At 60.9% G+C, this 24,916-nt stretch carries 24 protein-coding genes and 1 pseudogene; 8 read left to right on the top strand and 17 right to left on the bottom strand.

Annotated elements, in window-relative coordinates:
* The first annotated feature begins 262 nt into the window (after positions 1-262).
* The 3 genes from ACQKRQ_RS31935 to ACQKRQ_RS31925 are packed head-to-tail and all read left to right on the top strand — an operon-like array spanning position 263 to position 4,118.
* Positions 263-988, top strand: coding sequence for a gluconate 2-dehydrogenase subunit 3 family protein (locus ACQKRQ_RS31935; protein ID WP_427481445.1), 726 nt, complete (start codon positions 263-265; stop codon positions 986-988).
* Positions 988-2,766: a GMC family oxidoreductase gene (locus ACQKRQ_RS31930; protein ID WP_427481444.1), complete on the top strand. Its 1,779-nt coding sequence runs from the start codon at positions 988-990 to the stop codon at positions 2,764-2,766. Before ACQKRQ_RS31935 ends, ACQKRQ_RS31930 begins: the two co-directional genes overlap by 1 nt.
* Positions 2,763-4,118: a c-type cytochrome gene (locus ACQKRQ_RS31925; RefSeq protein WP_427481443.1), complete on the top strand. Its 1,356-nt coding sequence runs from the start codon at positions 2,763-2,765 to the stop codon at positions 4,116-4,118. The genes ACQKRQ_RS31930 and ACQKRQ_RS31925 overlap by 4 nt, the downstream gene beginning before the upstream one ends.
* 549 nt (positions 4,119-4,667) lie before the next feature.
* Here the strand turns inward: ACQKRQ_RS31925 and ACQKRQ_RS31920 are convergent.
* From ACQKRQ_RS31920 to ACQKRQ_RS31910, 3 genes are all read right to left on the bottom strand, one after another.
* Positions 4,668-5,681 (bottom strand): MBL fold metallo-hydrolase, encoded by a 1,014-nt coding sequence (locus ACQKRQ_RS31920; protein WP_427481442.1) that lies wholly within the window; start codon positions 5,679-5,681, stop codon positions 4,668-4,670.
* A 92-nt stretch (positions 5,682-5,773) separates the two neighbouring features.
* Positions 5,774-6,970: an MFS transporter gene (locus ACQKRQ_RS31915; protein WP_427481441.1), complete on the bottom strand. Its 1,197-nt coding sequence runs from the start codon at positions 6,968-6,970 to the stop codon at positions 5,774-5,776.
* Positions 6,951-7,175, bottom strand: a complete 225-nt coding sequence (locus ACQKRQ_RS31910; RefSeq protein WP_427481666.1) for a hypothetical protein — start codon at positions 7,173-7,175, stop codon at positions 6,951-6,953. Before ACQKRQ_RS31910 ends, ACQKRQ_RS31915 begins: the two co-directional genes overlap by 20 nt.
* Between ACQKRQ_RS31910 and ACQKRQ_RS31905 the strand changes: the two are divergent.
* Positions 7,136-7,779, top strand: a pseudogene (locus ACQKRQ_RS31905) (LysR substrate-binding domain-containing protein). The gene ACQKRQ_RS31910 and the pseudogene ACQKRQ_RS31905 sit on opposite strands and share 40 nt — an antisense overlap.
* Here the strand turns inward: ACQKRQ_RS31905 and ACQKRQ_RS31900 are convergent.
* Positions 7,700-8,503, bottom strand: a complete 804-nt coding sequence (locus ACQKRQ_RS31900) for a hypothetical protein (RefSeq protein WP_427481440.1) — start codon at positions 8,501-8,503, stop codon at positions 7,700-7,702. The pseudogene ACQKRQ_RS31905 and the gene ACQKRQ_RS31900 overlap by 80 nt on opposite strands.
* Positions 8,504-8,904: 401 nt before the next feature.
* Here ACQKRQ_RS31900 and ACQKRQ_RS31895 point away from each other — a divergent pair, with 401 nt between their 5' ends.
* A complete protein-coding gene (locus ACQKRQ_RS31895; protein WP_408291966.1) occupies positions 8,905-9,642 on the top strand; it encodes a hypothetical protein in 738 nt (245 codons plus the stop codon).
* Positions 9,643-10,029: 387 nt separating this feature from the next.
* The gene (locus ACQKRQ_RS31890) at positions 10,030-10,434 is read left to right on the top strand and encodes a GFA family protein (protein WP_427481439.1); all 405 of its coding nucleotides are present in this window, start codon (positions 10,030-10,032) and stop codon (positions 10,432-10,434) included.
* A 67-nt stretch (positions 10,435-10,501) separates the two neighbouring features.
* Here the strand turns inward: ACQKRQ_RS31890 and ACQKRQ_RS31885 are convergent, their stop codons facing one another.
* Positions 10,502-10,948, bottom strand: coding sequence for a DUF1772 domain-containing protein (locus tag ACQKRQ_RS31885; protein ID WP_427481438.1), 447 nt, complete (start codon positions 10,946-10,948; stop codon positions 10,502-10,504).
* A 307-nt stretch (positions 10,949-11,255) separates the two neighbouring features.
* Between ACQKRQ_RS31885 and ACQKRQ_RS31880 the strand changes: the two genes are divergently transcribed.
* Both ACQKRQ_RS31880 and ACQKRQ_RS31875 read left to right on the top strand, forming a co-directional pair.
* Complete coding sequence (locus ACQKRQ_RS31880) at positions 11,256-11,504, top strand: hypothetical protein (RefSeq protein ID WP_132381486.1); 249 nt, start codon at positions 11,256-11,258, stop codon at positions 11,502-11,504.
* Between the two features lie 246 nt (positions 11,505-11,750).
* On the top strand, positions 11,751-12,671 hold the full coding sequence (locus tag ACQKRQ_RS31875) for an AEC family transporter (protein WP_427481437.1): 921 nt from the start codon (positions 11,751-11,753) through the stop codon (positions 12,669-12,671).
* Positions 12,672-12,740: 69 nt separating this feature from the next.
* Here the strand turns inward: ACQKRQ_RS31875 and ACQKRQ_RS31870 are convergent, their stop codons facing one another.
* The 12 genes from ACQKRQ_RS31870 to ACQKRQ_RS31815 form a co-directional block, all read right to left on the bottom strand.
* Positions 12,741-13,742 carry a D-2-hydroxyacid dehydrogenase gene (locus ACQKRQ_RS31870; protein ID WP_427481436.1) on the bottom strand — a complete coding sequence of 334 codons (1,002 nt, stop codon included), beginning with the start codon at positions 13,740-13,742 and terminating at the stop codon, positions 12,741-12,743.
* Between the two features lie 13 nt (positions 13,743-13,755).
* On the bottom strand, positions 13,756-14,259 hold the full coding sequence (locus ACQKRQ_RS31865) for an aromatic-ring-hydroxylating dioxygenase subunit beta (RefSeq protein ID WP_132381481.1): 504 nt from the start codon (positions 14,257-14,259) through the stop codon (positions 13,756-13,758).
* Complete coding sequence (locus ACQKRQ_RS31860; protein WP_427481435.1) at positions 14,252-15,526, bottom strand: aromatic ring-hydroxylating dioxygenase subunit alpha; 1,275 nt, start codon at positions 15,524-15,526, stop codon at positions 14,252-14,254. The genes ACQKRQ_RS31865 and ACQKRQ_RS31860 overlap by 8 nt, the downstream gene beginning before the upstream one ends.
* Positions 15,527-15,599: 73 nt before the next feature.
* Positions 15,600-16,595 carry an ABC transporter substrate-binding protein gene (locus ACQKRQ_RS31855; RefSeq protein WP_427481434.1) on the bottom strand — a complete coding sequence of 332 codons (996 nt, stop codon included), beginning with the start codon at positions 16,593-16,595 and terminating at the stop codon, positions 15,600-15,602.
* Positions 16,596-16,737: 142 nt separating this feature from the next.
* Positions 16,738-17,466, bottom strand: coding sequence for a GntR family transcriptional regulator (locus tag ACQKRQ_RS31850; protein ID WP_427481433.1), 729 nt, complete (start codon positions 17,464-17,466; stop codon positions 16,738-16,740).
* Positions 17,467-17,602: 136 nt separating this feature from the next.
* Positions 17,603-18,190, bottom strand: a complete 588-nt coding sequence (locus ACQKRQ_RS31845) for a UbiX family flavin prenyltransferase (RefSeq protein ID WP_427481432.1) — start codon at positions 18,188-18,190, stop codon at positions 17,603-17,605.
* 52 nt (positions 18,191-18,242) lie between these two features.
* On the bottom strand, positions 18,243-19,247 hold the full coding sequence (locus ACQKRQ_RS31840) for an ABC transporter substrate-binding protein (protein WP_427481651.1): 1,005 nt from the start codon (positions 19,245-19,247) through the stop codon (positions 18,243-18,245).
* 71 nt (positions 19,248-19,318) lie between these two features.
* Positions 19,319-20,914 (bottom strand): UbiD family decarboxylase, encoded by a 1,596-nt coding sequence (locus tag ACQKRQ_RS31835; RefSeq protein ID WP_427481431.1) that lies wholly within the window; start codon positions 20,912-20,914, stop codon positions 19,319-19,321.
* Between the two features lie 38 nt (positions 20,915-20,952).
* Positions 20,953-22,488, bottom strand: a complete 1,536-nt coding sequence (locus ACQKRQ_RS31830) for a class I adenylate-forming enzyme family protein (protein ID WP_427481430.1) — start codon at positions 22,486-22,488, stop codon at positions 20,953-20,955.
* The gene (locus ACQKRQ_RS31825; protein WP_427481429.1) at positions 22,475-23,377 is read right to left on the bottom strand and encodes a VOC family protein; all 903 of its coding nucleotides are present in this window, start codon (positions 23,375-23,377) and stop codon (positions 22,475-22,477) included. Before ACQKRQ_RS31825 ends, ACQKRQ_RS31830 begins: the two co-directional genes overlap by 14 nt.
* Positions 23,374-23,808 (bottom strand): PaaI family thioesterase, encoded by a 435-nt coding sequence (locus tag ACQKRQ_RS31820; protein ID WP_427481428.1) that lies wholly within the window; start codon positions 23,806-23,808, stop codon positions 23,374-23,376. The genes ACQKRQ_RS31825 and ACQKRQ_RS31820 overlap by 4 nt, the downstream gene beginning before the upstream one ends.
* Positions 23,809-23,824: 16 nt before the next feature.
* The gene (locus tag ACQKRQ_RS31815) at positions 23,825-24,838 is read right to left on the bottom strand and encodes a zinc-binding dehydrogenase (RefSeq protein ID WP_132381464.1); all 1,014 of its coding nucleotides are present in this window, start codon (positions 24,836-24,838) and stop codon (positions 23,825-23,827) included.
* Between the last annotated feature and the right edge of the window lie 78 nt (positions 24,839-24,916).

Here is a 24,916-nt window from a genome sequence, read left to right as displayed (position 1 = left end):
TTATGTAATAGCGGTTTTTCTTCCTGCTCACTATCATGAAGACAAGGTAGTGTCCCGAAGTGAACCCCAGCTCGGTGAGCGTTCAATGCTCCAGCCGCTGGTATGTCATTGCCTAGGCATCGCGTGCATCCCCGCACAGCGGGACTGATTCGTACCGCGCCCGATAGTAGGTACTTCTGGAGCCGGTGCCAACATCATTGCTAACGCAATCCAATGACTGTCCGGGAGCGCATTTGCGGCCCGACCTGCGGACTCGAACAACATGCCTCCATTTCCCCTTACGTCGCGCCGAGGCTTCTTTCGCTCGGCCGTCGCTCTGGTTCCGGCAGGAACGCTCGCCGCGTGCGATCTGAAGTCGTCCGGCACGTCCGCGCCAGATTCGAACGCGTCCGCGGACCGCGCGTCCGGCGCGGACTACAAGCCGCGTTTCTTCGACGCGAAGGAATGGGCGTTCATCCATGCCGCGGTCGACCGTCTGATTCCGCCGGACAGCGAAGGCCCCGGCGCCGTCGAAGCGGGCGTGCCCGAATTCATCGACCGGCAGATGGAGACGCCGTACGCGCATGGCGCGCTCTGGTACATGCAGGCTCCGTTCACGCAGGGCGCGCCCGAACTCGGCTATCAGTTGAAGCTGGTGCCGCGCGATCTGTACCGCCTCGGCATCGCGGCAGTCAACGCGTACTGCACGAAGACCTACGCACACCCCTTCGATGCCCTTGATGCTGCCACGCGTGACACCGTGCTCGGCACGCTCGAGAAAGGCAAGGTCGATCTCGCCGACGTGCCGGCCGAGGTGTTCTTCGGACAGCTGCTGCAGAACACCCGCGAAGGCTACTTCTGCGATCCGGTCCACGGCGGCAATCGCGACATGGGCGGCTGGAAGATGATCGGCTTTCCCGGCGCGCGCGCCGATTTCATGGACTTCGTCAATCAGAACGGCGCGGCCTATCCGTATGGCCCCGTGTCGATCGAAGGAAAGCGCACCTGATGTCTACCCAAACCAAACCGCACGTCGACGCGGTAATCATCGGCTTCGGCTGGACCGGTGCGATTCTCGCGAAGGAACTCACCGAAGCGGGCCTCAAGGTCGTCGCGCTCGAACGCGGCGAATATCGCGACACCTATCCGGACGGCGCGTATCCGAACACCATCGACGAGCTGACCTATAACGTGCGCAAGAAGCTGTTCCTCGATCTCTCGAAGACCACTGTCTCGATCCGCCATGCGCCGAACGATACCGCCTTGCCGTATCGCCAGTTGGCCGCGTTTCTGCCGGGCGAAGGCGTCGGCGGCGCGGGCCTGCACTGGTCGGGCGTGCACTTCCGCATCACGCCGGAAGAGCTGCGCCTGAAGAGCCACTACGAGGAACGCTACGGCAGGCGCTTCATTCCCGAAGGCATGACGATCCAGGACTACGGCGTCAGCTACGACGAACTCGAACCGCATTTCGACTTCGCCGAGAAGGTGTTCGGCACCTCGGGCCAGGCGTACAAGGTCAACGGCAAGGTGGTCGGCGACGGCAACGTGTTCGAAGCGCCGCGCAGCGACAACTTTCCGCTCGCCGCCCAACTGAACACGTATTCGGCCGAGCGCTTCGGCAAGGCCGCGCGCGAACTCGGGCTGAACCCGTACCGTCTGCCCTCGGCGAATACGTCGGGGCCGTACACGAACCCGTACGGCGTGCAGATGGGCCCGTGCAACTTCTGCGGCTTCTGCAGCGGCTACGCGTGCTACATGTATTCGAAGGCGTCGCCGAACCTGAACATTCTGCCCGCGCTCAAACAGTCGCCGGACTTCGAACTGCGCTCGCGCTGCCACGTGCTGCGCGTCGAACTCGACGACACAAAAAAACGCGCCAGAGGCGTGACCTATGTCGATCCGGCCGGCAACGAAGTGTTCCAGCCGGCCGATCTGGTGATCGTCGCGGCGTTCCAGTATCACAACGTCCACCTGCTTCTGCTGTCGGGCATCGGCAAACCGTACGACCCGGTCTCGGGCGAAGGCGTGGTCGGCCGCAATTTCGCGTACCAGAACCTCTCGACCATCACCGCGTTCTTCGACCGGGACACCTTCACCAATCCGTTCATCGGCGCGGGCGGCAACGGCGTCGCGGTCGACGACTTCAACGCCGACAACTTCGATCACGGCCCGCTCGGCTTCGTCGGCGGTTCGCCGTTGTGGGTGAACCAGGCGGGCACCAAGCCGGTCAGCGGCATCGCCACGCCCGCCGGCACGCCGAACTGGGGCGCCGACTGGAAGAAGTCGGTGAAGGACCACTACGCGCACACCATTTCGATGGACGCGCACGGCAGCAACATGTCGTACCGCGACGTGTTCCTCGACCTCGATCCGACCTACCGCGATTCGTACGGCCAGCCGCTGTTGCGCATGACCTTCGACTGGAAGGACAACGACATCAGGATGGCGCGCTACGTGACCGGCCAGATGCAGAAGATCGCGCAGCAGATGGGTCCGAAGTCGATCAACGTCTATACGCGCGAATTCGGCGCGCACTTCGACTCGCGCCGCTATCAGACCACGCACCTGGTGGGCGGCGCGGTGATGGGCACCGATCCGAAGACGAGCGTGCTGAACCGTTACCTGCAAAGCTGGGACGTGCACAACGTGTTCGTGATGGGCGCGTCGGCGTTTCCGCAGGGCATCGGCTACAACCCGACCGGCCTCGTCGCGGCGCTGGCCTACTGGTCGGCGCGGGCGATCCGCACGCAGTATCTGAAGAACCCCGGGCCGCTGGTGAGCGCATGACGAAGACGACCGATATCCAGCGCCTCATGCGGGCGATGAAACGCGTGGGCCCGGCGGCTGTGCTGGGCATGACCACACTGGCGGCGCACGCGGCAGCGCCACAGAACCAGAACGACGCGGCACTGATCGCGCACGGCCAATATCTCGCGCGGGCCGGCGACTGCATCGCGTGTCACTCCGCGCCCGCGGGCAAGCCCTTCGCCGGCGGCCTGAAGTTCGACACGCCGATCGGCGCGATCTACTCGACCAATATCACGCCGGACCGCAACACCGGGATCGGCGCGTGGACCTTCGCGCAGTTCGATCGCGCGGTGCGCGCCGGCGTGAAGCCGAACGGCGATACGCTGTATCCGGCCATGCCGTTCCCGTCGTATGCACGCCTGAGCGAAGACGACATGCACGCGCTGTATGCGTACTTCACGCAAGGCGTCGCACCGGTGAACCAGACGAACCGTCCGGTCGATATCGTCTGGCCGCTGTCGATGCGCTGGCCGCTCGGTATCTGGCGTCACCTGTTCGCGCCCGGACCGGTTTCGTTCGACGCGAAGCATTACGCCGATCCGGTTATCGCGCGTGGCGCCTATCTCGTGCAAGGGCTCGGCCATTGCGGTGCGTGCCACACGCCGCGCGCGGCGACGATGCAGGAACGCGCATTGAGCGACCTCGATGGTCCGGCGTTTCTCGCGGGCGGCGCGACGATCGACGGCTGGATTCCGTCGAGCCTGCGCGGCAATCCGCGCACCGGCATCGGCGCGTGGAGCGAAGCCGATCTCGTGCAATTCCTGAAGACCGGACGCACGCAGCACAGTGCGGCCTTCGGCGGCATGACGGACGTCGTGCAGCACAGCATGCAGCACATGAGCGACGCCGATCTGACCGCGATTGCGCGTTATCTGAAGACGCTGCCGTCGACGGATCCGAAGGAAACGCCCTACGCGTACGACGACACGGCCGCGCGCGCCCTGCGCACGGGCGACGCCACCGCGCCGGGCGCGTCCGTCTATCGCGACAACTGCACGGCCTGCCACCGCAGCGACGGCCGCGGTTACAACCGCGTGTTTCCGGCGCTGGGCGGCAATCCGGTCGTGCAGGGCAAGGATGCGACCTCGCTGGTTCACGTGCTGCTCAGCGGCAGCACGCTCGAAGGCACGAAGACCGCGCCCTCCGCGTTCACGATGCCCGCCTTCGGCTGGCGCCTGAACGATCAGGAAGTCGCGGATGTGACAAACTTCGTGCGCAACAGTTGGGGCAACGCGGCGCCGATGGTCAGCGCGACGGATGTGGCGAAAGTCCGCAAGACCGTCACGGTGCACGCGCCGGAGATGCCGCCGGGCGCCGCCTTGAGCCATTGATCGCACGCGGCCTTGAGTGGCGTGCCCCCGCTTCGGGACGCGTCGCGAGGCACGCGCTGTCGATGGGTTTTGTCGCCGTGCCACGCTATTACGCACTGGCCATGTAATCCCGCGAACCAATCCTTCATTTGGTGATGTCGTACGATCTGCCTCGCTACACCGTGAAGCAACATCGGCATGCGCGTTCCCATCGCGATTCCGGCAATGTCTGGTTGAGACAAACCATTGCCGATCCTGTGCCCCCTGCCGTGATGAATCGCCCGTATGATCGGCCGCCCGAAAGAAATCTCATCTGCGACTTTGAGGCCTTCTTTAAGCTCCTCAAGTCGCGCTCACTTTCCGGTGCAAACCGAGGAAGGGACCTTTAAAAGATCCCTTCACGTGTAGCTCCAGCCCGTCGCGAGAGCTGCCTAGCCCGCCAGTTGTTCGTTGGTAAGAACCACCGCACTTGTCATCGCCGGGGCGGGATGCCAGCCCACGAGGATTTGGCCGTTGGTGTTTTCGCGCACCAGCCAACCCAGCGGCAAACCAGGAATTGGATACGTCTTATTACAGGCCGTCGTAGACCATCTTCGTAAATTGACTGCCGTTGAACACAAAATTCCCCCATTTGGCGTCGAAGGCCGCCGTCGGCTTGGCGGCAATAATTTCTTCCAATGATTTACCTTGCGATTTCAAGGCTGCAACGTTGTTGCGTACCGTGACCAACATGTCGCGGAATTCGATTAGTTGGGCGCGTGTACCCACTGCGCCGTGGCCGGGAACGACGATGGTGTGGTCTGTCGCAAACGCCACAGCCTTGTTGGCCCATTGGATCGCACCGTCGATGTTGCCGCCGTCTTCATTGTCGATATACGGATAGATTCCGTTCCAGAAGGTGTCTCCCAGCGCTAGTACGTCAGCGTTTTCGAAGTACACCCATAGATCGCCATCGGTATGGCCATGACCGAAGTTTTCCACTTCGATGTTCGTTCCCGCGAAGGTGAAGGTCTTTTCATCATTGACGATCAGCGTCGGGCGCGCGCCTGCCGGCACCGGATCGAAGGTCCAATTCCAGGCATCGACATGCGTCGTCTCGGTCAGACGCCTCAAGGTATTCTTGTGTGCAACGATGGTGGCGCCAGCTGCATGCATCCACGCATTGCCATCGGTATGGTCCCAATGCCAATGCGTGTTCACCACGTATTTCAGCGGCGCGGGACTGATCTTGTCGAGCGCGGCTTGCAGTTTTTCCTGCGATTTGCTGATGCCCGCGTCAACCAGAAACTTGCCTTCCTTGCCCGACAGGACGGTAATGTTGCCGCCCGAACCCATTAGCACGGTGATATTTCCGCGCAGGGGCTCCACGACGATATCCCCATCGGCACGGCGTAAATACCGGGCGCCCGCACCGGTATGAAAATAGTCGTCTGGCGCGGCGTCCTTTCTTGACGAAGACTGATTGCCGGTTTCGGCGAAGGCTACCGTAGAGGTCAACGGTAAACCGGCAGCAATGACGATCGCTACACACAACAGTTTGGACAGTGCGCCTGATCTTTCTGCTAACTTGAAAAACGTATTCATGGTTCTTCGCCTTCGTTGAGCAGACTCAATCGTCTGCATGTGTGTCGAGTATGGGGATAGCCGGTTTCGCGATAACGGTGAACTGCCCGACTTCATTGAAGGCAGAGCCTGCGGCATTGCTGCCGATGCGCCGCCAGCCAGCTGCCGATCAATAGGGTCGAAAAAAAAGCACCGGCAACGCAAACTCCTGACCAGCCCGCCTTGTAATAAGCCACGCTAGCCGCACTTGAACCGATTGCGCCGCCAAAGAAATAGCAGGTCAGATAAATGGTCGTGATTCGGCTCCGCGCGTCTGGAGCGAGTGCATAGATCACACCCTGGTTGGAAATGTGCAAGCCCTGTACGCCCACGTCCAAAAGCAGAACGCCAACGATCAATGAAGTCAGCGAGTGCGCACCAAGGTAAATGAACACGAACGACGCCAGAATCGCGCTGCTGAAAAGTCCGGTCGCACGATGCCCATGCCCGCGATCTGCCATACGCCCCGCCGAGCCGGCCGCGAGCGCACCAGCGGCACCGGCCAGACCAAACACTCCGATCTTCGCCTCGGAGTAGTGGTAGGGAGCGGCATTGAGAAGAAATGTCAGTGCGGTCCAGAAGATACTGAAGCAGGCATAGCCCAGAGCGCCATACAGTGAGCGCAGGCCGATCGTTGGGTGTTGATCCAGCAGTGTCAGCAGAGACCGCAGCAACTGACCATAGCGCCAGGCTTGATCACTTCTTCGGTCTTGCGGCAATGCTCGCAAAAGGCACAAGGTGAGAAGCAGGATCAAAAATGCGGCGACACCATAAACGATTCGCCAGCCCGCCAATTGCGCGATGGTTCCGGAGACTGTTCGTGCCAGCAGGATGCCGAGAAGCAAACCGCTCATTACGGTGCCTACTACGCGTCCACGCTCGTCGTCTGATGCGAGCGAAGCGGCGAACGGAACTTGCAACTGTGCAGCGCACGAGGTGGCACCGAGTAGCATGCTTGCCGCGGCAAACAGCTTGAAGTCAGGGCTCAGAGCCACTGCGAGCAACGCGAGCACCGTGAGCAGAAGCAAGGATACGATGAGTGTGCGCCGATTCAATACGTCGCCGAGTGGCACGATCAATAGCAAGCCACACGCGTAGCCGAGCTGGGTGAGCGTAACCAGGAAGCCAACCCGGGCCGGACTATAGCCGAAGGTACTCGCAATAGCGGCCAATAGCGGCTGTGCATAGTAGATGTTCGCGACAATGACGCCGGAAGCAAGCGCAAACAGTAGCGTCAGCCGTCTCGTCAGATCAGGTGTTCGGGCAGACATGAATGTCCTCGTCACGAGTGCGAGCCGCGTCAGGTGTGGTCGGAAAACCGTCGATCAGCTTTTGCACCGTCATCGCCTCAAGCCAGGGGTTGACGAGATAATGATGGGCGTTGGCTATAGCGTCCAAGATCGGTTTACTATTCGGCCAATAAGCATCTCCTATAGTTGAGGCGTCTTGCTGCTGCGGCACATTCGCGACTTCCAACACTGTCGCAACGGATCAAGCAGTTGGAATACGCAATGGGTGCGCAACTCCTGGAGCGGTCAGGACGCACGATCCGGCTCACTGATGCAGGCAGAGGTTATGCACGGTACGCCCGCCGTGCACTGCAGGATCCGGATGCCGGAAGGCGGGCCATTCATGAGGTGCAGGGACTGACTCGCGGTGAGCTTCGATTGGCGATGACGCCGTCGCTCACCGCATCTCTGATTGGCCCGGTGGTAGAGAACTTCAACGCGCGCTATCCGAGGATCAATCCCAGCGTTACGGAAATGAACCGGCAGCGCGTCGAGACCCTTCTTGCGCAACCCGACGACGCCCGTTATCCATTCGTGAGTTCGAAAAGGAATCGCTCGTGCTGCTGAGCAGCGATTCTTCGACACGTGAACATATAGACCGCTATTGCCAGGCACAACGCGTCAAACCCCAAATTGCGATCGGGGCCAATTCGATCAGCGGGATCATCCAGCAACAGTCACCCGCCGCCGACGTCTCCTTTTTCGCGGTGGTCAGCGCTTCGTATCGTCTTGCCTGGAACCCAGGGCCGCAGCAATGCGGCTTTGTGCAGCGACGAGTTGGTCATCAGTAGTCGCCACCAGCCATAGACGTGCGTGCTCCGCAATCTGGCGGTTGTGGTCCTTCAACGGGCCCATCGCGGCGGCTGCCTTCCAGACCACCGAGCCGATTCGGCTTCGCCTGCCCGATGGCGCGCCTACAAGCAGGCAGTACGGTCCCAGTGGAAGCGATACAAACGGAAGCGCCGGACTGGCGCGCACGCGCCAGTCGATGAAGGGTGTCTCGCTGATAAGCAGCGGCGTGGGCAAGCCGTAAAGCACACTGAAATCGTACAGCGCCAGTTGTTCCGGCATGCCGGCGTAACTACGCCGGATGTCGTCGACAACCGCCGCGCGGATCTCGTCCTCGAACATGGGTTCCTGCGCGTAGCGGGCAAATGCCTCTCGCGCCGCCAATTGATATGCGCTGAACAGGCCGAGTTCAACGCAGTCCTGCACTGCGCGTTGAACCTCCGCTACAGAACCAGCCTCCTCTGGCTTGCCCAACTGCGCAGCCCGCAAAAACCGCGCAAGTCCCGCCTCCTGGATCGCAGGCCCATCCACAGATACATCGTCTCGAGCGTCCTTACCAAGGGGCACGTAGGTGTATTTCTCGGCTGCGAAATGCGATTTCTTGCCTTCATCAAACTTGATCTCGCCATCGACGCAGTCCAAATAGCGAGTCCCGATTCGACCATGTTCCCAAACCCAATTTTTCAGGAGTGGACGTAGTGGATGCAGTCTGTCGTGATCGGTCATTGAAACCTCCAGGTGCCCCAGTATAGTTCCAAGTTGCGGATTGTTCCGTGGACGACATGGCGATCGTTCAAACCGATGGATCGGCCCTCTCCAATCAAGCCAGGCGGAGCCCTGCTGGCTCAGCAATGACCGGCCCGACAGACCAACATCGACCCACGACGGTCCATCAGGTATATGTAAAGCGGCCATTCAAATGCTGCCGCTTCTATCTTGAACACCGCTTGGCGCTCAGATTGGGCGTTATCGCGCAAAATGCCTGTTTCTTAGAATAGGATTGACTGCATGCGAAACCAACGGTATTTTTTCTGACGGGGCATCACGCCCCCTGCGCCGCCTCACAGTTCATTTCGGTTCCGTGCCGGCTGTGAAGGCTCGTCGGCACGGATACTCGGACCGAAGCCATGCGTATCTACTTCCAGAACGCGTCCATCCCGACGCGGGCCGCCAATCGACTCAAATACCGCCTTTCTCTAAAGGAATCCCAGGCGCGCCAGGTGACCTCCGAAGTCTTCGGCTATAGAGACTGGACCGACCTCCACAGCGAGCTGGGCAGCAAAGCAGCTTCCGCGCTCGACGAGGCGTGTGACAGCGCGACGCTAACCGAGAGACGCGTCTATCAGGTGTCGCAATTGCTCGCATCGTCAGTTGATCTTCACGGCGAATCCGCGGACGACTTTGTTCGATGGTGGCAACCATCGGCCGCGCATGCGCACGAAGAAGGTCGCAACGCGCCAGAAACGCCGTTTGCCGGTTCGAAGGAAGATCTGAGTTTTCAAGAGGCGCTTAGCACGTTGGCTCACGCCGGGCAGCATTCCGTCGGCCACTTCGAACAAGCGCTCGTGACCGGCATACACAGAACGGAAAACGAAAGCTCGCTGAGGTTTGTAGAAACGATTGCTGATGAGTTGCTAAGCGGCAACCGAAACCGGGAGCCCGAAGTGGCTCGTCACCTCCTTGAGGCTTTGGCCTCGCGAGGGCTGCCCCGGTCGATACTTAACCTGGCGACGAGTTTGACGCTTGGCGATGGTGGGCCCAAAGACGAAAAGAGAGCCGCGGACCTGCTTGAGCAGTTGGCCGGATCTGCTTCAACCCCCGATGATCTGAAGCGGATTGCCGAATCGCGCCTAGGCACCGCCTAAGCATTTGGCGCTCCGCAGAAACCCAGTGCGTCAATAGCTCTGCATTTGTGGGAGTGAGCGTCGGAGATGGGCGACGTCCCCGCTGCATTCAACGCCGGACCGTATCGCGACGCGCGGTGAAAAAGAGGGATCAACCAGCGGATCCGGCGAAAGCTGCTCGTACCTATCGGCTCGTAGCGGTCAACCAGAAAACCATTCGTGCGATCGCGGGCCGTCGAACGATCGCAACGGAGCGGGCATTGTCGATTGGGCGCTCCGGGACATGCCGGGACGACACTCGAATGAAGCGGCAGGCCGCCGATATGGCTGCATTACTCATACGCCTGCATTGCCCGCGCCTGCGTCGTATCCTTGAAGACGTTCGCGACAGAACATGCGGAGACGAGGATGAAGACCGACAACGTATTGGAAGGAGGCTGCGCATGCGGCGCTATCCGCTATCAGGTCACCGTTGTTCCGACCGACGCCGGCTTTTGCCACTGCCGCTTGTGCCAGAAGACCACCGGCGCAGCGGTGACCGCATCCGCGTCGGTGCCGATTGGCGAGTTCAAGTACGTCCGGGGTGAGCCGCGGGTGTATGAGTCGAGCACCTGGGGCGAACGGCGCTTCTGCGGTCATTGCGGTACGCAACTCGAGTATCGCGAGTCGGCGGCGCCGCAAACGGTCGAAATCAACTACGCGACGCTCGACGATCCCACAAGAGTCCGCCCGTCATGGCACGTGTGGTGCGCGAGCATGTTTCCTGGCCTCTCGTTGAGCGACGACTTGCCGAAGTATCAGGACGGCGCGTAGCCCGCTTCGCGGAATCTCGAAAGTCCGTTCGGTTCAGACGGCTCGGGCGGTTCACGACGCCTGCGGCTCACACGTGCTGCATCAATGCGGCCGTCAGAAAGATCAGCGATGCGGCAAGGCTCGACACGCTGCGCACTGCATGAAGTCTGCCCCACTTGTCGAGCAACGCCCTCGTTTCAGCCGACGCGAGATCCCGCCCTTGCGCTAAAAGCTGTGCGTTGGTGGGCTTAATGATGATCAAGGTGAACGGTACGACACTGCCTATGAGCAGCGCACCGACTAGCCATAATGCGGCTCCCTCGAGCCACCATGCCACGATACCGGCAATGCAGCTCAAAACGGCCAACGGTGCTTGCATGATCGTCGCCCGACGGTAGCTCGGCGCCCAGACCGTCGCAGCCGTCCTGGTGTCGCATTGCATCCGGGCTGGATGTTCGACGAGACTGATGTAGATCGCCGCCCCAGAAAAAACCGTACAACCCAGCGTGGCGATGAATTGCGCAACTCCCAGCATGCAAGCCTCCCTATAGGGCGATGGCCGATGAACATCCTGATTGATACATACCTCTATGCCTTTCCAAAGACCCGCAACTTGTGGCCGCCTACGTCCGGTCGCAGCATGCATGGCCTGATAGGTTCGCGGCACCCCGATTTGGTCGGGTCGAAAAATGCATAACCTATTGATTATCGTTACCATGAAAAACATTAACTATCGTAAATTTCAAGCTGATCCTACTCTCTAGTCACCCCTCACGTCGTGCCTCGCTTGCAGCGCTCGAGCCGCCGGCAGCGTGACCGGGGCGAGGCCGAAGGAGAGGGTCATGAACACCGCCGAGAAGTCCCTGCATTACGTGGTCGAAAAGTGGCTTGCACCCGTTCCGCCGGTGCGGATCCGCGTGGTTCAGTTCGGTCGTATGCGTGCTGACGGCGGCCGCTATGTGCATGTCGAGGCGTCGGCTCCGGCCGGCTCGCGTGCAATCTTTTTCTTTCGGCACGATGACGGCCGCTGGTGCGTATTTCCTCCCCGGATCGCGCAACCGTCGATGACCGGTTATCTGCTTGCGGCTTGAACTGCGTCGCGTGTCCGGCAAAGCAACGGACAAAAAACGAAACGGCATCGCCATGCAGTCCGCCCAGATGCAATGCAGCGAATCCGAGTTATTCGCGTTGTGAAAAATGTCGACGGTCAGCGGCCCGGTCTTAGCGGGAGATCAATTGCGACTTCACCGCGCGTCGCGCCAGGTTTTCTCGGATAATGACGCCCAGTCAGGGATGAGCGTTGATGCGCCCAAGTCCCATAGCTATGGGAGGTCACTATGCATCTCGCCGGCACCATACTTCCGATCTTTGCCATCATTCTAACGGGATGGTTTGCCGGCGCCTCCGGCTACATGCCGCGCGCGCTGGCCGCACCGCTGATGCGCTTTGCCTACTACGTGGCGATGCCCTCCCTGGTCTTCCTGACGATCGCCGATCAGTCGCTTCACTCCCTCCTTGACTGGCGCTTTCTTGCTGCGTTCGGCGGCGGTTCCATGATTTGCTTTGTGGCTGTGATGATGTTTGTGCGAATCGCGTGGGGCGCAGGCGTCGGAAAGAGCGGAATATTGGCTGCTGCCGTGTCGATGACGAACACCGGATTCGTTGCGCTCCCTATATTGAAGTCGCTTTTTGGCCCACCGGGCGTGCTCGCGGCTGCGATCGCAACCGTCTTCGTCGGCGCCATCATGTTTCCGATACTGGTACTGCTGCTCGAGATCGGGCGATACGATACATCGCGCAACATACGGACGGCGGCGCTGTTGCGGCAGATCGCCACCAATCCCGTCATCCTTGCCACGATTTTCGGACTGCTTTGGTCGATGCTCGGTTCGGAACTGTCCGGACCGGTCAAGTCATTTCTCACGGTGCTCGGAGAAGCGTTGACGCCATGCGCGCTGTTCGCAATTGGACTTGATCTAACAATCGCCGAACTGCGCGAGCGGCTGGGTCTCTATGCGTTGCTGACGGCGCTCAAACTGGCCATCATGCCGCTCGTGGTCTACGCGCTTTGCCTTGCGGCAGACCTCGACCGGACTGCGACCGTCGCCGCCGTCGTGTGCTCTGCCGTGCCCACCGCCAAGAGCGCGTACGTGCTCGCGGTTGAATACGACGTCGAAAAGGCCGTAGTGGGCGCAGTGATCTCGATGACTACGCTGTTTTCAGTCGTCACGCTGCTCGCTTGGCTTTACGTTTTGTAGCGCGGAGTCGCCATGGTCGCAGAACCTTTCTTCGGACCGTGATAACCGAGATGTCGAACTTCTTCCGGGTCAATAACCGCGTGTGCGGTCGACGATGTTCGTCAGCAGCTCGCCGCGCAGGAATCGCGCGAAGTTGCCCAGCCAGAGTTCAAGCACCCGCAGATTGTAATCGGGCGCATCGCACGAAATGTGCGGCGTGACGACGAGTCCCGGCACGTCCCACGCCGCATGCTCCGTCGGCAAGGGTTCAGGGTCGAACACGTCGAGCAGCGCGCCGCCGCACTCGCCCGAATGCAGCCGCTCGAACAGTGCGGCATAGTCGATCAGCGCTGCGCGTGAGAGGTTGACGATGCCCGCACCGGGCCGCATGCGGGCGAGGCGCTCGGCGGAAAGAAGACCGCGTGTGGCGAGCGTAAGCGGCGCGGTGACAACGACGAAGTCGGCTTGAGGCAGCCAGTCGTCGAGTGTGGAGATCGTTGCGAGCACATCGACCGCTTCCGCCGTCGGCGCGGCGCCGCTCCGGTTCAAGGCAATCGCTCGCAGGCCGAGCAAACGTGCTGCGCGGCTCGCCGCCATGCCCAGATCGCCGAAGCCGATTATCAGCGCCGTCTTGCCGCGAATCGATGTGGTCAGCCGCACGTCCCAGCGATGCGCCCGCTGCGCCTGAAACACGGCCGGCAGTTGCGCATTCAGCATCAATAATGCCATCTGCGTGTACTCGAAGGCTTTCTCACTATGAACGCCGCTACTGTTCGTCAGGATCAAGTCGGAACGCAAGCGATCGAGCGGCATCAGATGATCGACGCCAGCGCCCGTCGTGTGAATCCAGCGTAGACGTGGCGCGTCGTTCACCACGTCATGCGGAAATCTCGACGCCAGCAGGAAGTCGACGTCGTCGAGCGGACGCGCGAACCGTTCGCCGTCCCAACCGAACGTCACATCGATGCGTTGTGCGAGATCGGGATGCCGCGCGCAGGCGGCCTGCCACACGGTTTCATGAAGATGGAAAGGTGGCGGCTGACGCCGCTGACTTTCGAGGTGCAGCCGGTAACGGCGGGTGGGCTCGGTCATCCGGGCAGCATCCTTAGAGAGGAAGTGCAACGAGCGTGTCGTAGCGGCACGAATCCGTGACGACCGTGCGCTCATGCAGCAACGCGCGGCCGCCCGCGAGAACGACCTGATCGACGTAACGCCCCGCGCTAAACACGACCATCCCACCTTCATAGCCGGTTCGCACGACCATGTAGCTGGTTTCGCAACCGATCAGCCCGTCTTCGACGCTGACGACTTCGGTCGGCCCAAGCACGTGACGGTAGACATGCGGCTCGAACACATTGACCGACTGGATCGAACTGACGCGATCCAGCAGCATGCCGCGCGTGTTGCAGAACCAGATACCAAAATCGCGGCCCGCTTCGAAATCGGTGCGCGTGAGAATGCGGTAAGTGCAATCTTCAGTGAAGAACTCCGGCCAGCGGCCGAGATCGCCATTGTCGATCGAACTGCAATAGTGGGTCATCAGGCGTGCGATACACGCGCCCGTCTGGGTGCTGACCTCCAGGTCAGGATAGCGCGCAACACTAGACATCCATCAGCTCTCTATAGAATTTCCAGAAGCCGCGCACCGAGGTTTCGGTTGCGCGGGTCGCCATCGGGCCGGTGCCCTTGCCGCCCATCTCGATCACCGCAGCGTCGTCAAGATCGCCGCGAATGCCCTTTTCGACGAACGCGCCGATCGTGCCGTCTTCCATCGACACATAACCCGCGGGGCCGACCAGATTGCTTTGCTTGCGCCGGATGAGCGTTTGCTCCGGCGTGTCTTCCTCGAAACCGAGCACCGTCCAGATCAGTTCGCATCGATCCACGCCGAGCGGCACCACCTGCCGCACGCCTATCGAATTCATGATCTGATGCAGCACGAAGCCGGGGAAAATGCTCTGGATCGCGTTCGTGATCTGGTCGGGATACTCCATCCACTGATCGATCAGCGAAGGATCCTTCAGACCAAAATCGTCGCGCATGGCACGAATCACACCGGAGTCGTATGCCTGATCGCCGATGTCGGTATAGCGCTTCGTAAAGGTGATGTGATGCCGGCTGTCTTCATCCTGCAAAGTGCCGCCTTCCGCCGACAGCCGGTTGATCTTGAAGGTCGAGAAAAACGCGTGCAGCAGGCTCGGGTGATAGTTGTCGCGGCTATTCTCGACGTAGAGCTTCCAGTTGTTGTGCATCACCTGGCTATAGCGGCCAAGTATTTTTACGCGTCCATATAGCGTGCGCTCCATGTGCCGCACCATCGTTGGCCCGAGATAGTCCTTCAGTGCAGGGGCCTCGTCGGAGAAAGTGCCGAACACAAGGCCGCGGATGGTCTCCACGCGCAGCTTCGTCAAACGGAACTTCGACTTGTCGAAATCCTCGGGCATACCACCTTTACCCTGCACGCCCTTCTCGAATGCGACGCTCGTCAGTTCACCGTCGAAGTTATAGACCCAGTTGTGATAGGGGCAAACGAAGTTCGGACGCTTGCGGTGACCCTGCGCTTCATAGCAAAGCACTGAGCCCTTGTGCACGCACTTGTTCACAAGCGCACCAATGGTGCCGTCCTGCTGGTGCACAACAATTACCGAGGTATGACCGACCTTGGTCGTAATGTAGTCACCCGGTTTGGGAATCTCGATGTCGAGGCAGAGGAAACTCCATGTGGGCCCACGGAACACGGCATCCTGCTCGCGCTCGTAGGTCGCCGCATCGGAGAACACACGCAGCGGCACGCGCGTAATGCCCTCTTCCGGCCAGCGGATCCGACTAGCGGGAAATCCAATGGTCGCGACCGTACCGTCGCACTTTTCCGTCATATTGCTGCTCCGTTGATGAAGGCCCGTACTCCGGTGTGGCCACAGCGGCCACGGGCCCATTCCCAATATCCGCTCATTTGACTGCTTCCGAGTCGAGATAAGGCTTCTGATAGAAGAGATCCGCGGGAAGCTCGCCCTTCAGCGTGCCGGCGGCCTTGAAAACTTCGAATGTGCGTTTCAGTGTGTCGATGTCACCCGATTTGAACGAGACCGTATTCATGGTCGTCCAGTGGTCGCCGTAAAAACGCGCTCCCTGGTCGCTCATGTTGCCGGCCTTCTTCAGAATCGCCACGACCGCGTCGGGATTGGCCGCGCCGAAGGCCAGCGCCTGGCGCATCGCCGCGAGCACCTTCACCGCATCCGCCGAGTTGTCCTTAAGCCACTCGCTGCGCATCACGGCGACACCGATATAGGGCGGTGTGCTCGCCTTCGTCATCTGTTTCCATTGATCGGACAATGTCGTGATCACGCGGACTTTCTGCGCACTGTCCGGCACTTGCGCCACCGTGGTGGGACGCATGACGGCGGCATCCACGTTCTTCTGAACGAGGAACTGCGCAAGACGCGGCTCGTCGCCCGCCACCAGGCGATAGTCGGCAAGCTTGAGTCCGTAATTGCCGTCGAGCACGGCGGTGCCGACGCCAGTGGTCGCACTGCCGATTGGCGACATGCCGATTTTCTTGCCGCGCAGTTCACCCGCGGAATGGATGGGCGAATCGGCAAGCACGACGATTTGCGCATCGACGATCTGCGTGGCGGCCACCATCCGGACCGGCACACCCTGCTGGCTCAGGCTGAATGCCCCCGCGAGGCTGGTGCCGAATGCCAGATCGATCGCGTTCGAAGCCAACGCGGTAGTCGGTCCATTCACGTCCGGAAAGTGGACAAACTGCACCTGCAGGCCCTGCTTCTCAAAGAACTTCTGCGCTTCGAGCACGGCACCGAAACCGAGGCTGGTGCCACTGGTCCAGTAGCCCACTCGCAACGGCGCCGCATACACACTGGTGAGGCACACGCCGACTAATGCGAGTGCGCATACTGCCTTTAGAACGGAACGAAACGATTTCATTGTGCTCTGCCTGAAATAGCGACGCCGTCGGTCTCCCTGGCATCGTCTTTAAAGGATTACTAAATGTCCTTATCAAAACATGAAGCACGGTGCAACCATCCATCGAGAGGTTCCGCCTGAAAGCAAAGGCGGAACCTCCGTATCACTTGCCGATCGCTACCAGCGGCGTGTGCTCGAAGTCCTGTTTCATGCTGCGGAGCACACGCTCCATCGTCATGTCGCGAAACTTCTCGATGTGCCGGCGCGCAATGCGCGCGCCTGCCTTGCCGTCGCCTGCCGCCAGCACCTCGACCAGTTGGCGGTGATCGTCGGAAATTTCCGGGCTGTCGTCTTCGTCGCTGAAACCGAGCGCCACCAGTCGCGTCATTTCGTCGAACAGCACCGAGATGCTGCGCACCAGACGGTCGTTGCCCGACGCCATTGCAATCACCAGATGAAATTCACGGTTCGCATCGAGGAAAAAGCCGATCCGGTTGCCGTGATTCTTCGACGCCGTATTGCCGCGCGCTGTGCGGTCGATCCGCATCAACGCCTTCGCGTCCACCTTGCCGGCCGCGAGCCGCGCGGCTTCGGGTTCGAGAATGAGTCGCAGCGCAAACACCTCCTCGACATCCTTCAGCGTGACCGGCACGACGACGTAGCCGTGTCGCGGAACCGAACGTACCAACCCTTCGTGCGTGAGACGCGCAAGCGCCAGCCGGCATGTCGACTTGCCGACGCCGTATTGATCCATCAGCGCAGCCTCGGTCAGCATGCTGCCCGGTTTCAGCGAACAGGACAGTATCGCCTGCCTCATCGCCAGATAAGTCGACTCGCCCAGCAACTTGCCCTCGGCCGCCGCCTTGCCCCCAGAAATTACTTTTCCTTCCATGTGGCCCCCCGTGCGCTCTATCCTGGAATGGCTGTGTATTATGCTTACGTCTTTCTGTAGGCACCTCACCAACCTCAACTCATTCTAGGAGATGCATATAGGGAAGTAAACTGGACACAAAAAAGCACACCGCGTATCAGCCGGCAGTGCCGCTCCATCGGCGCACGGTTCGTGATTCGATATCGAACAGGTCGAGCACGCGCCCGAGCGTATGATCGACCATCTGATCGAGCGTTTCCGGCAGCGCATAGAACGCCGGCACTGGCGGATAGACGATCGCACCGGCGTCCGTGACGGCGGCGAGGCTGCGGATATGACCGGCATGCAACGGCGTTTCGCGCACCATCAGCACGAGACGGCGACGTTCTTTCAGCATCACGTCTGCCGCTCGCGACAGCAGCGAACTGGTGCAGCCGGTAGCCACTTCCGACAGCGTCTTGATCGAGCACGGCGCAACGATCATGCCGTCGACGCGAAACGAGCCGCTCGAAATGGCCGCACCGATATCGGTGTTCGGATAGTTGACGTCAGCGAGCGCCTGCAGATCGGCGAGCCGCATTTGCGTTTCCTGTGCGAGTGTCACCTGCGCCGAACGGCTGACCACCAGATGCGACTCGACCTCCAACTCGCGTAACAGATGCAGCAGACGCACGCCGTAGATCGCGCCCGACGCGCCGCTGATACCGACCACGAGGCGTCGCCGTGCGGCGGATTGGGATTTCATGCGATACCTCCGTTATCCACCGGATGCGGCCATTGCCCGCGCAAACGCGTCATCATGGCTTTTGACCCGCTATGATCTTCTTTGCCGTTTCGTACGGCCCGGTGACGAATACATCGGGCGGAAGCGTCCCTTTGATCGCGCCGCTCGCCGCGAAGATCTGCTGCTCGCGCTTGAGCGTATCGATATCGACTGGTTCGAAGGAAATGCTGTTCAATTCGGCCCAATGCGCGGCATAGATCTGCGCGTCGCTTGCAGGCAGATTCGCTACTTTCTGCAGGATCGTCGCGACCTGGTCCGGATGCGCGTTGCCCCAGGCGATTGCATTGTGAATCGCAACGATCAGTTTCGCGACGGATTGCGGATCGCGCTGGATCAATTCCGTGCGTGCCGCAGCCACACCCAGATAAGGCATCGCATCGGACTTCGTCAGCTTGTGCCATTCTTCCACCAGCGTGCCCAGACGCCGCGTCTTCACTTCAGTCAATTGCGCGACCGTGACGGAGCGCAGCGCCGCGGCGTCGACCTGATGCTGTACGAGAAACTGCGCGAGACGTGCCTCGTTGCCCGGCACCAGTGAATAATCGCCGGCGTTGAAGCCATAGTTCGCTTTCAGCACCGCGGCCGTCATCAGCGCGACCGAACTTCCCGACGGTGACATACCGATCTTCTTGCCGCGCAACTGCGCAATCGATTGGATCTGCGAGTCGGCAGGTGTGACAAATGTGACATCGGCCGGCGCTGTTGCACCGAAGATCTTGACCGGCACGCCGGTCGCCGCGATGCTGAACGCGCTCGCGCCTGCCACGCTGAAGCTCACGTCGATCACGTTGGCGGCGAGGCCGCTCGCCGGTGCGTTGACCTCGGCGAAGTGCACGAAACGCGCGTCGTCGATGCCGGCTTTCTTCAGGAAGTCGCCAGTTTCCAGCACGGCGCCGAGGCCGAGGCTCACGCCGCTCGTCCAGTAGCCGATGCGCAGCGGCGCGGCTTGCGCGGAAAGCGCAAGCACGGAAATCACGGCGGCGAACAGCACACGCCTTGCAAGCAGGTAAGGTTGCATCACGTCAGCTCATCAACGGGGTGAATGGAGCGCTGCCGGCCTGCGCAGCGCACTGAAGGACATCGCGGCAATCAGCGCCGCGTCGGCGGCACGGCGTCGAAGCGCGAACCGCGCACGCACAACTTGCCTTCCGCGGTTTTCCACAACTGCTTGCGTTCATGCAGTTCGCCGAGCGCGCGGGCCAGCGTGCGGAAGTCGTATTTCGACAGCCGCTCGGCGAGTTCGGTGTAGTAAAGCGGCGTGTCGCCGATGAGCGCGATCGCTTCGGCTGCGGCAGCCTCCACCTGTTCCGGCTCCGACACATGCACCATATCGGCCTTGCCGCCGACGTAGTCCGCGATCTTCGCCGTGTCTGCGTACGCATACGAAATGCGCTCATAACGCTCGTGCGGAATGCCTTCCGAGATCGTTGCGTCCACACCGACCTTGGCGCCCGTCGGCACCGTGCCAGGCGGCATCACCGGCAGGCTCGGGTCGAGCGGCTTCGCGCGTGCGCCGGGGATCACGATCAGATCGCGGTCACCCTGCACGCGCGTCGCGATCGCCCATTCGACCTGTTCGCCGTTGAACACGTCGATGTCGTCATCAACGACCACCACGTGCTTCAGATCCATCACCGACAGCGCCGCCAGCAGCGCGTTCTTGCCTTCGCCGGCCTGCTTCCTGATCGAAATAACCGCGTGCCAGAATGCGCGGCCACCCAACGTTACGTTGATGTCCTTTACCTGCACGCCTGCCGTGCGCAGCGCGCTGCGAATCGCCTGATAGCGCGTCGGTGCCGCGAGCCACGTGTTTTCCCACGGCATGTGCAGCGAGTAATACATCGCATCGCGCCGATGCATGATCGCCTTGATCCGCACATCCGGATTCCAGTGCAGCCCGCCCATCAATGCGGTGAATTCGCCGAAACGGCCTTCCGGTTGCGTCCAGCCCGTCGGCAGGATTTCTGCTTCGATCACGATTTCCGAGTCGGCGATATACGGCAGATCGACGGTCTCGCAAGGCGCCAGTTCGACCGGCACGCCACGAATGCCGCCCGCGATCGCCATCTCATCGACACCGATCGGCGCGCGATAGCCGGCGCCCATGATTTCCATCGGGTGGTTACCGATCGAAATGGAAATCGGGCACGGATGTCCTTGTTCATACGCACGCTGCGCGAACATGCGCATATTGTTCGGCGTCACGATGTCGATGCCACTCAGCGCTTTTTCCTTCACCATGAAGCGATAGATGCCGCTGTTCAGGCCGTACTCCGGATCGCGCGAAATCACGATACCCGCGGTAATCATCGGGCCACCGTCGAAAATCGAAGACATCGGAATGGGCAGGCGGAACAGATCGACATCGTCGCCTTTGTAGATCACTTCCTTCGTGGCCGACGTGGCGACGTATTTAGGCGGAATCGGGTTCTGGATGCCATGCGCCAGCATCTTCTCGATTTCCGAGTAGCTGTCGCAGCCCATTGCCATCATCGCGCGCTCCTGCGTGCGGATGATGCCCGACAGCAGCGGCATGTCGTAGCCGATCACGTTATGAAACAGCAGCGCCTTGTCGCTCTGGTCGACGAGCGTGCCCACGTGGCGGATGTCGACGGGCTGCCGTATATCGATCAGTTGCTGTGCCGCGCGCAGCCGTTCCAGGAACTCGCGAAAGTTCTCGTTCATACTGAACTCCATAATGTTGAATGTCGTGTCGGTTTCACTTATGCGGTCTCGCTATCCTGCAACGACGCAAGCGCTATCGCTTTCAATGCGGCGCGATCGATCTTGTTCGTCGACGCAAGCGGCAATGCATCGACGAACCACACGCGTCGCGGGTGCTGGTATGCGGGCGCATGAGTCAGCGCGTGCTGTTTGGCTTGCTCTTCCGTTAGCGACGCGCCCGCGCGCCGCACGACGAACGCCACCGGCTTGGTTCCCTTGATGTCGTCGGCAACCGGTACCACGCAAGCCTGGACAATATCCGGGTGTGTCTCCAGCATCTGCTCGACTTCACCCGGAAATATGTTTTCGCCACCCGACACGAACATGTCGTCCGCACGGCCGACGAACGCATAGAAGCCCTCTTCGTCGCGGTGAAATACGTCGCCCGTTATATAGAAGCCATCTGCTGTCACCGGTAGCGGCAGGTCCGGCCGGTTGTGGTAGCCGAGCATGACGGCAGGGCTTTTTACAGCCAGCACGCCGGTCGCCACACCTGTCGGCGGTGCGTCGAGCAACTTCACGCTGACTTCGGGATGCGGATATCCGACCGACAGCAAAGGCGGTTCGATCCCTTGCGGATGGGGCCCGAACACGATCGGCCCGCCCTCGGTCGTGCCGTAGACGTTAGTGAGCTTCGCATTCGGCAGTACCTCGCCGATTTGCGCAAGCAGACTCTCGCTAACGGGCGCCGAGCCCATCCGGATGAAGCGCACCGACGAAAGATCCGTGCGCGCAAGCAACTCCCTTTCGCGCAGCATCATCGCGATCATTGGCGGGACGGAGGTGAGCCACGTGACCCGATAGCGCTCGATTGCCGTGATGTACATGCGCGCGGTGAATTGCGGAAGCAGCACGACCGTACCGTTCCCGTACAGCGACATCAGCACGAGCGTCAGCGCGTTCATGTGATACATCGGCGCGGCCACCAGAAAGCGATGCGCCGCCGGTGGCTGCGCGCGCGCACGCGTACGCGCCACCCACAGATGGCTGCCGTGCGAGAGCATCACGCCCTTCGGCTTGCCGGTCGAGCCGGACGTATAGAGAAACATTGCCGGCATGTTGGGCGTCGGCACGAAAGTCTCGAACGGGCCCGGTTCGACGAATGAAGCGAAACTTTCCTCTCCGGTCGAATCGAATACGACTGTCGGCAGATCGTCCGGGCAATCGGCAAGTCGCGCGGCGTCGCAAAATACCAGACGTGCACCGCTATCGCGGATCACAAAAGTGGAGAGCGCGGGCGGAAACCTGTAGTTGACCGGCACCGCGACCATTCCCGCGCGCATGATACCGAGCAGCGCCGCGACATACTCGGCGCGATTCGCCGCAAGAATGGCGACGCGTTCGCCGACTTTCAGGCCGCGCTGCACCAGTGCACGCGCGACGCCGTCAGCCAGCGCGTCGAGTTCCCCGTAGGTCATGCGCGTATCGTGCCACGCGCAACCTGTTTCATCCGGTTCCCCAAGCGCGATCACTGCAAGCTTGCACGGATCGCCGTCGGCTTCGATCAGATCGCCGAGATTCTCAGGCGTGGGCATGTTCAACTGCTCCGATAAATTCAATGACAGTATTGAGTTCGCCTAACAGCACGGCTACGGACGATGCGTCACTCTGCGCATGGGCCGACGGCATCAGTCGCACGACGCTCTCGTCGGCATGGGACGTGAGCGCGTCCAGACGTGCACGCATCGCGGCAAGGTCTCTTACCTCGACGACGACCGCGCCAAAATAGCTGTCGCGCCCAGCTGCGTTACATACGAGGTCGCCATAGCGCGCGCGGTAGGCCGCGCCATCGACAAAGTCCAGACCGAAATCACCCAACGCAATGCGCGAGTGCCGGGCGGACGGCGATTTGAGATCCGACTCCCCAGCGATCAGCGCATAACGGCGCGCTTCGTGCTGCGGATCGTCACTCACGATCACACATTCCCTCAAGCGCTGCGCGCCGTTCGGATGCTTCGTCCATTCGGCACGGAAGACCCATTCCGGCGTCAGGTGCTCGCAGAAATAGACGCGCCCGGCGGACAGTTCTTCGGCCGCGAGCCGGGTCGTCCTGAAACGGGCGATCTGCTCGACGCCTTCAATATCGACGGGTCGCGTGAACGACTGCGGTTCACTGGCGCGCACGCCGGCGTCGATTAAACGCGCATAGGTTTCCTGCGCGTCGTCCGTCTTGAACACGAGACCGTCTATACCTAGACGGCTTTCGAGAATCTCGCGTCGCAACGTGGTGGCGCCGGGCGGCAGGCCAACCAGTTCGAGATAATGTCCATCGAACATCATCAGGTGATTGACCGAGCCAAGCGAGTGATAGCCGCGCGGCGTCAGCGCGAAGCCGAGCGCTTCGAAACACGACGCCGCGGCGTCGGTTTCGAACATCGCGTTCACGACGACATGGTCGAGCGTCGATGTCGCCGTGTTCATCATGCCTTCGGCGCGGGTGCCGGCGCGGTCGAATAGACGCCCCGGCCGCTTGCGAGCAGCGCGCCGGACTGGTCATAGATGTGCGCCTCCGCAACCGAAATCGCGCTGCCGAACTTCACGACCTTGCCGCACGCGATGAGGTCGCCGGGCATCGCCGCGCGGTGATAGTCGACGCGCAGATCGATCGTCGGTACGCCGCGGCCCGTTTTCGACACCAGCGCCCAGTCGGCCGTGAGGTCGACCAGCGCGGCAAGAATGCCGCCGTGCGTATAGCGGCGTTCGGGGTTCACGACCCACTCTTCGCGCCACGTCGCGGCGATTTCGATTGAGTCGTCGCCGACTTCGAGCACACGCAGACCGAGCCACTGATGATAAGGACCGCGCGTGAGCATTGCCTGAACCTGCTCCGCGGTAAGTTGCTGGTTATCAGCCATTCGAGTCTCCGTATTTTTATGGGGTAACGACAATCTTGCCGAGCACTTCCCGATCGCGAATCATGCGCAGGCCTTCGGCGGCCTGTTCGAGCGGCAACACCTTGTCGATCTGCACTGCAATCTTCCTGGTACGGATCAATTCCATCAGTGCAGAGAGGTTGTCGTCATAGAAACTGTTCGAACCGATCACGCGAATCTCGAAGCTCCAGATGTAGCGAAGGTCTTCCTTGGGATCGTGGCCCGCGGTCGCGCCGCAGACGAGCAGACTACCGCCGCGTTTGATGCATTTGAGCGACGGCACCCACGTATCGCCACCGGTGAAATTGATCACGACATCCGCACCGCCTTCATAGCTCCGGCGTTGTGGCTTGCCGTACTTCTCGATGACCCATTTCGAGAAATCGGTGTCGCGATAGTTGATGACGTGGTCGGCGCCCATGGCCTTGAGCCGTTCAGCCTTGTCCGCGCTGCCGGCGGCCGCGATCACTTCCGCGCCGAGCATTTTGGCAAGCGTCACGCAGCCGGTTCCGACACCGCCGCTCGCACCCAGAATGACCACACGATCGCCCGGCTTGATGGTGTTGTGCGTGACGAGCATCCGGTGCGCTGTACCGTAGGCGACCGGCAAAGACGCCGCTTCTTCGAAGGTCACGCCTTCTGGCATTGCGATCAACTGGTCCGCGCTGACGAGGCAATACTGCGCCATGCCGCCGTCGAGCATTTCGCCCATCAGACCTTTCTTCTTGTTGAGCGGATTGACAAGCACGCGCGCACCGACCGACCAGTTTTCGACGTTGTCGCCAACCTCCGTGATCTCTCCCGCCATATCCAGACCGATGACCACAGGCAGCGGCACCTTGATGCCCGGCATGCCCTTCACCGTAAAGACGTCGTGATAGTTGAAAGACGACGCGCGCACGCGGATGACCACGTGACCCGGCACCGCCTTCGGCATCGGTAGCTCACCGACATGGAGTTTGTCCACGTCACCGTGTTCAGAGAGAATCAAAGCCTTCATCGTACCGCTCATATGTACTCCTATTTATAGAATGCAAACGCGCTACTTCTTCGTAAATTTCGATTACTTCAGCCCGCGGCGCGGCAGCAG

The sequence above is a fragment of the Paraburkholderia sp. NPDC080076 genome (genome assembly GCF_050281145.1).
Lineage (GTDB): Bacteria > Pseudomonadota > Gammaproteobacteria > Burkholderiales > Burkholderiaceae > Paraburkholderia.
Note: the sequence above shows the minus strand (reverse complement) of the source record. Positions and strands in the feature narration are given on the sequence as shown.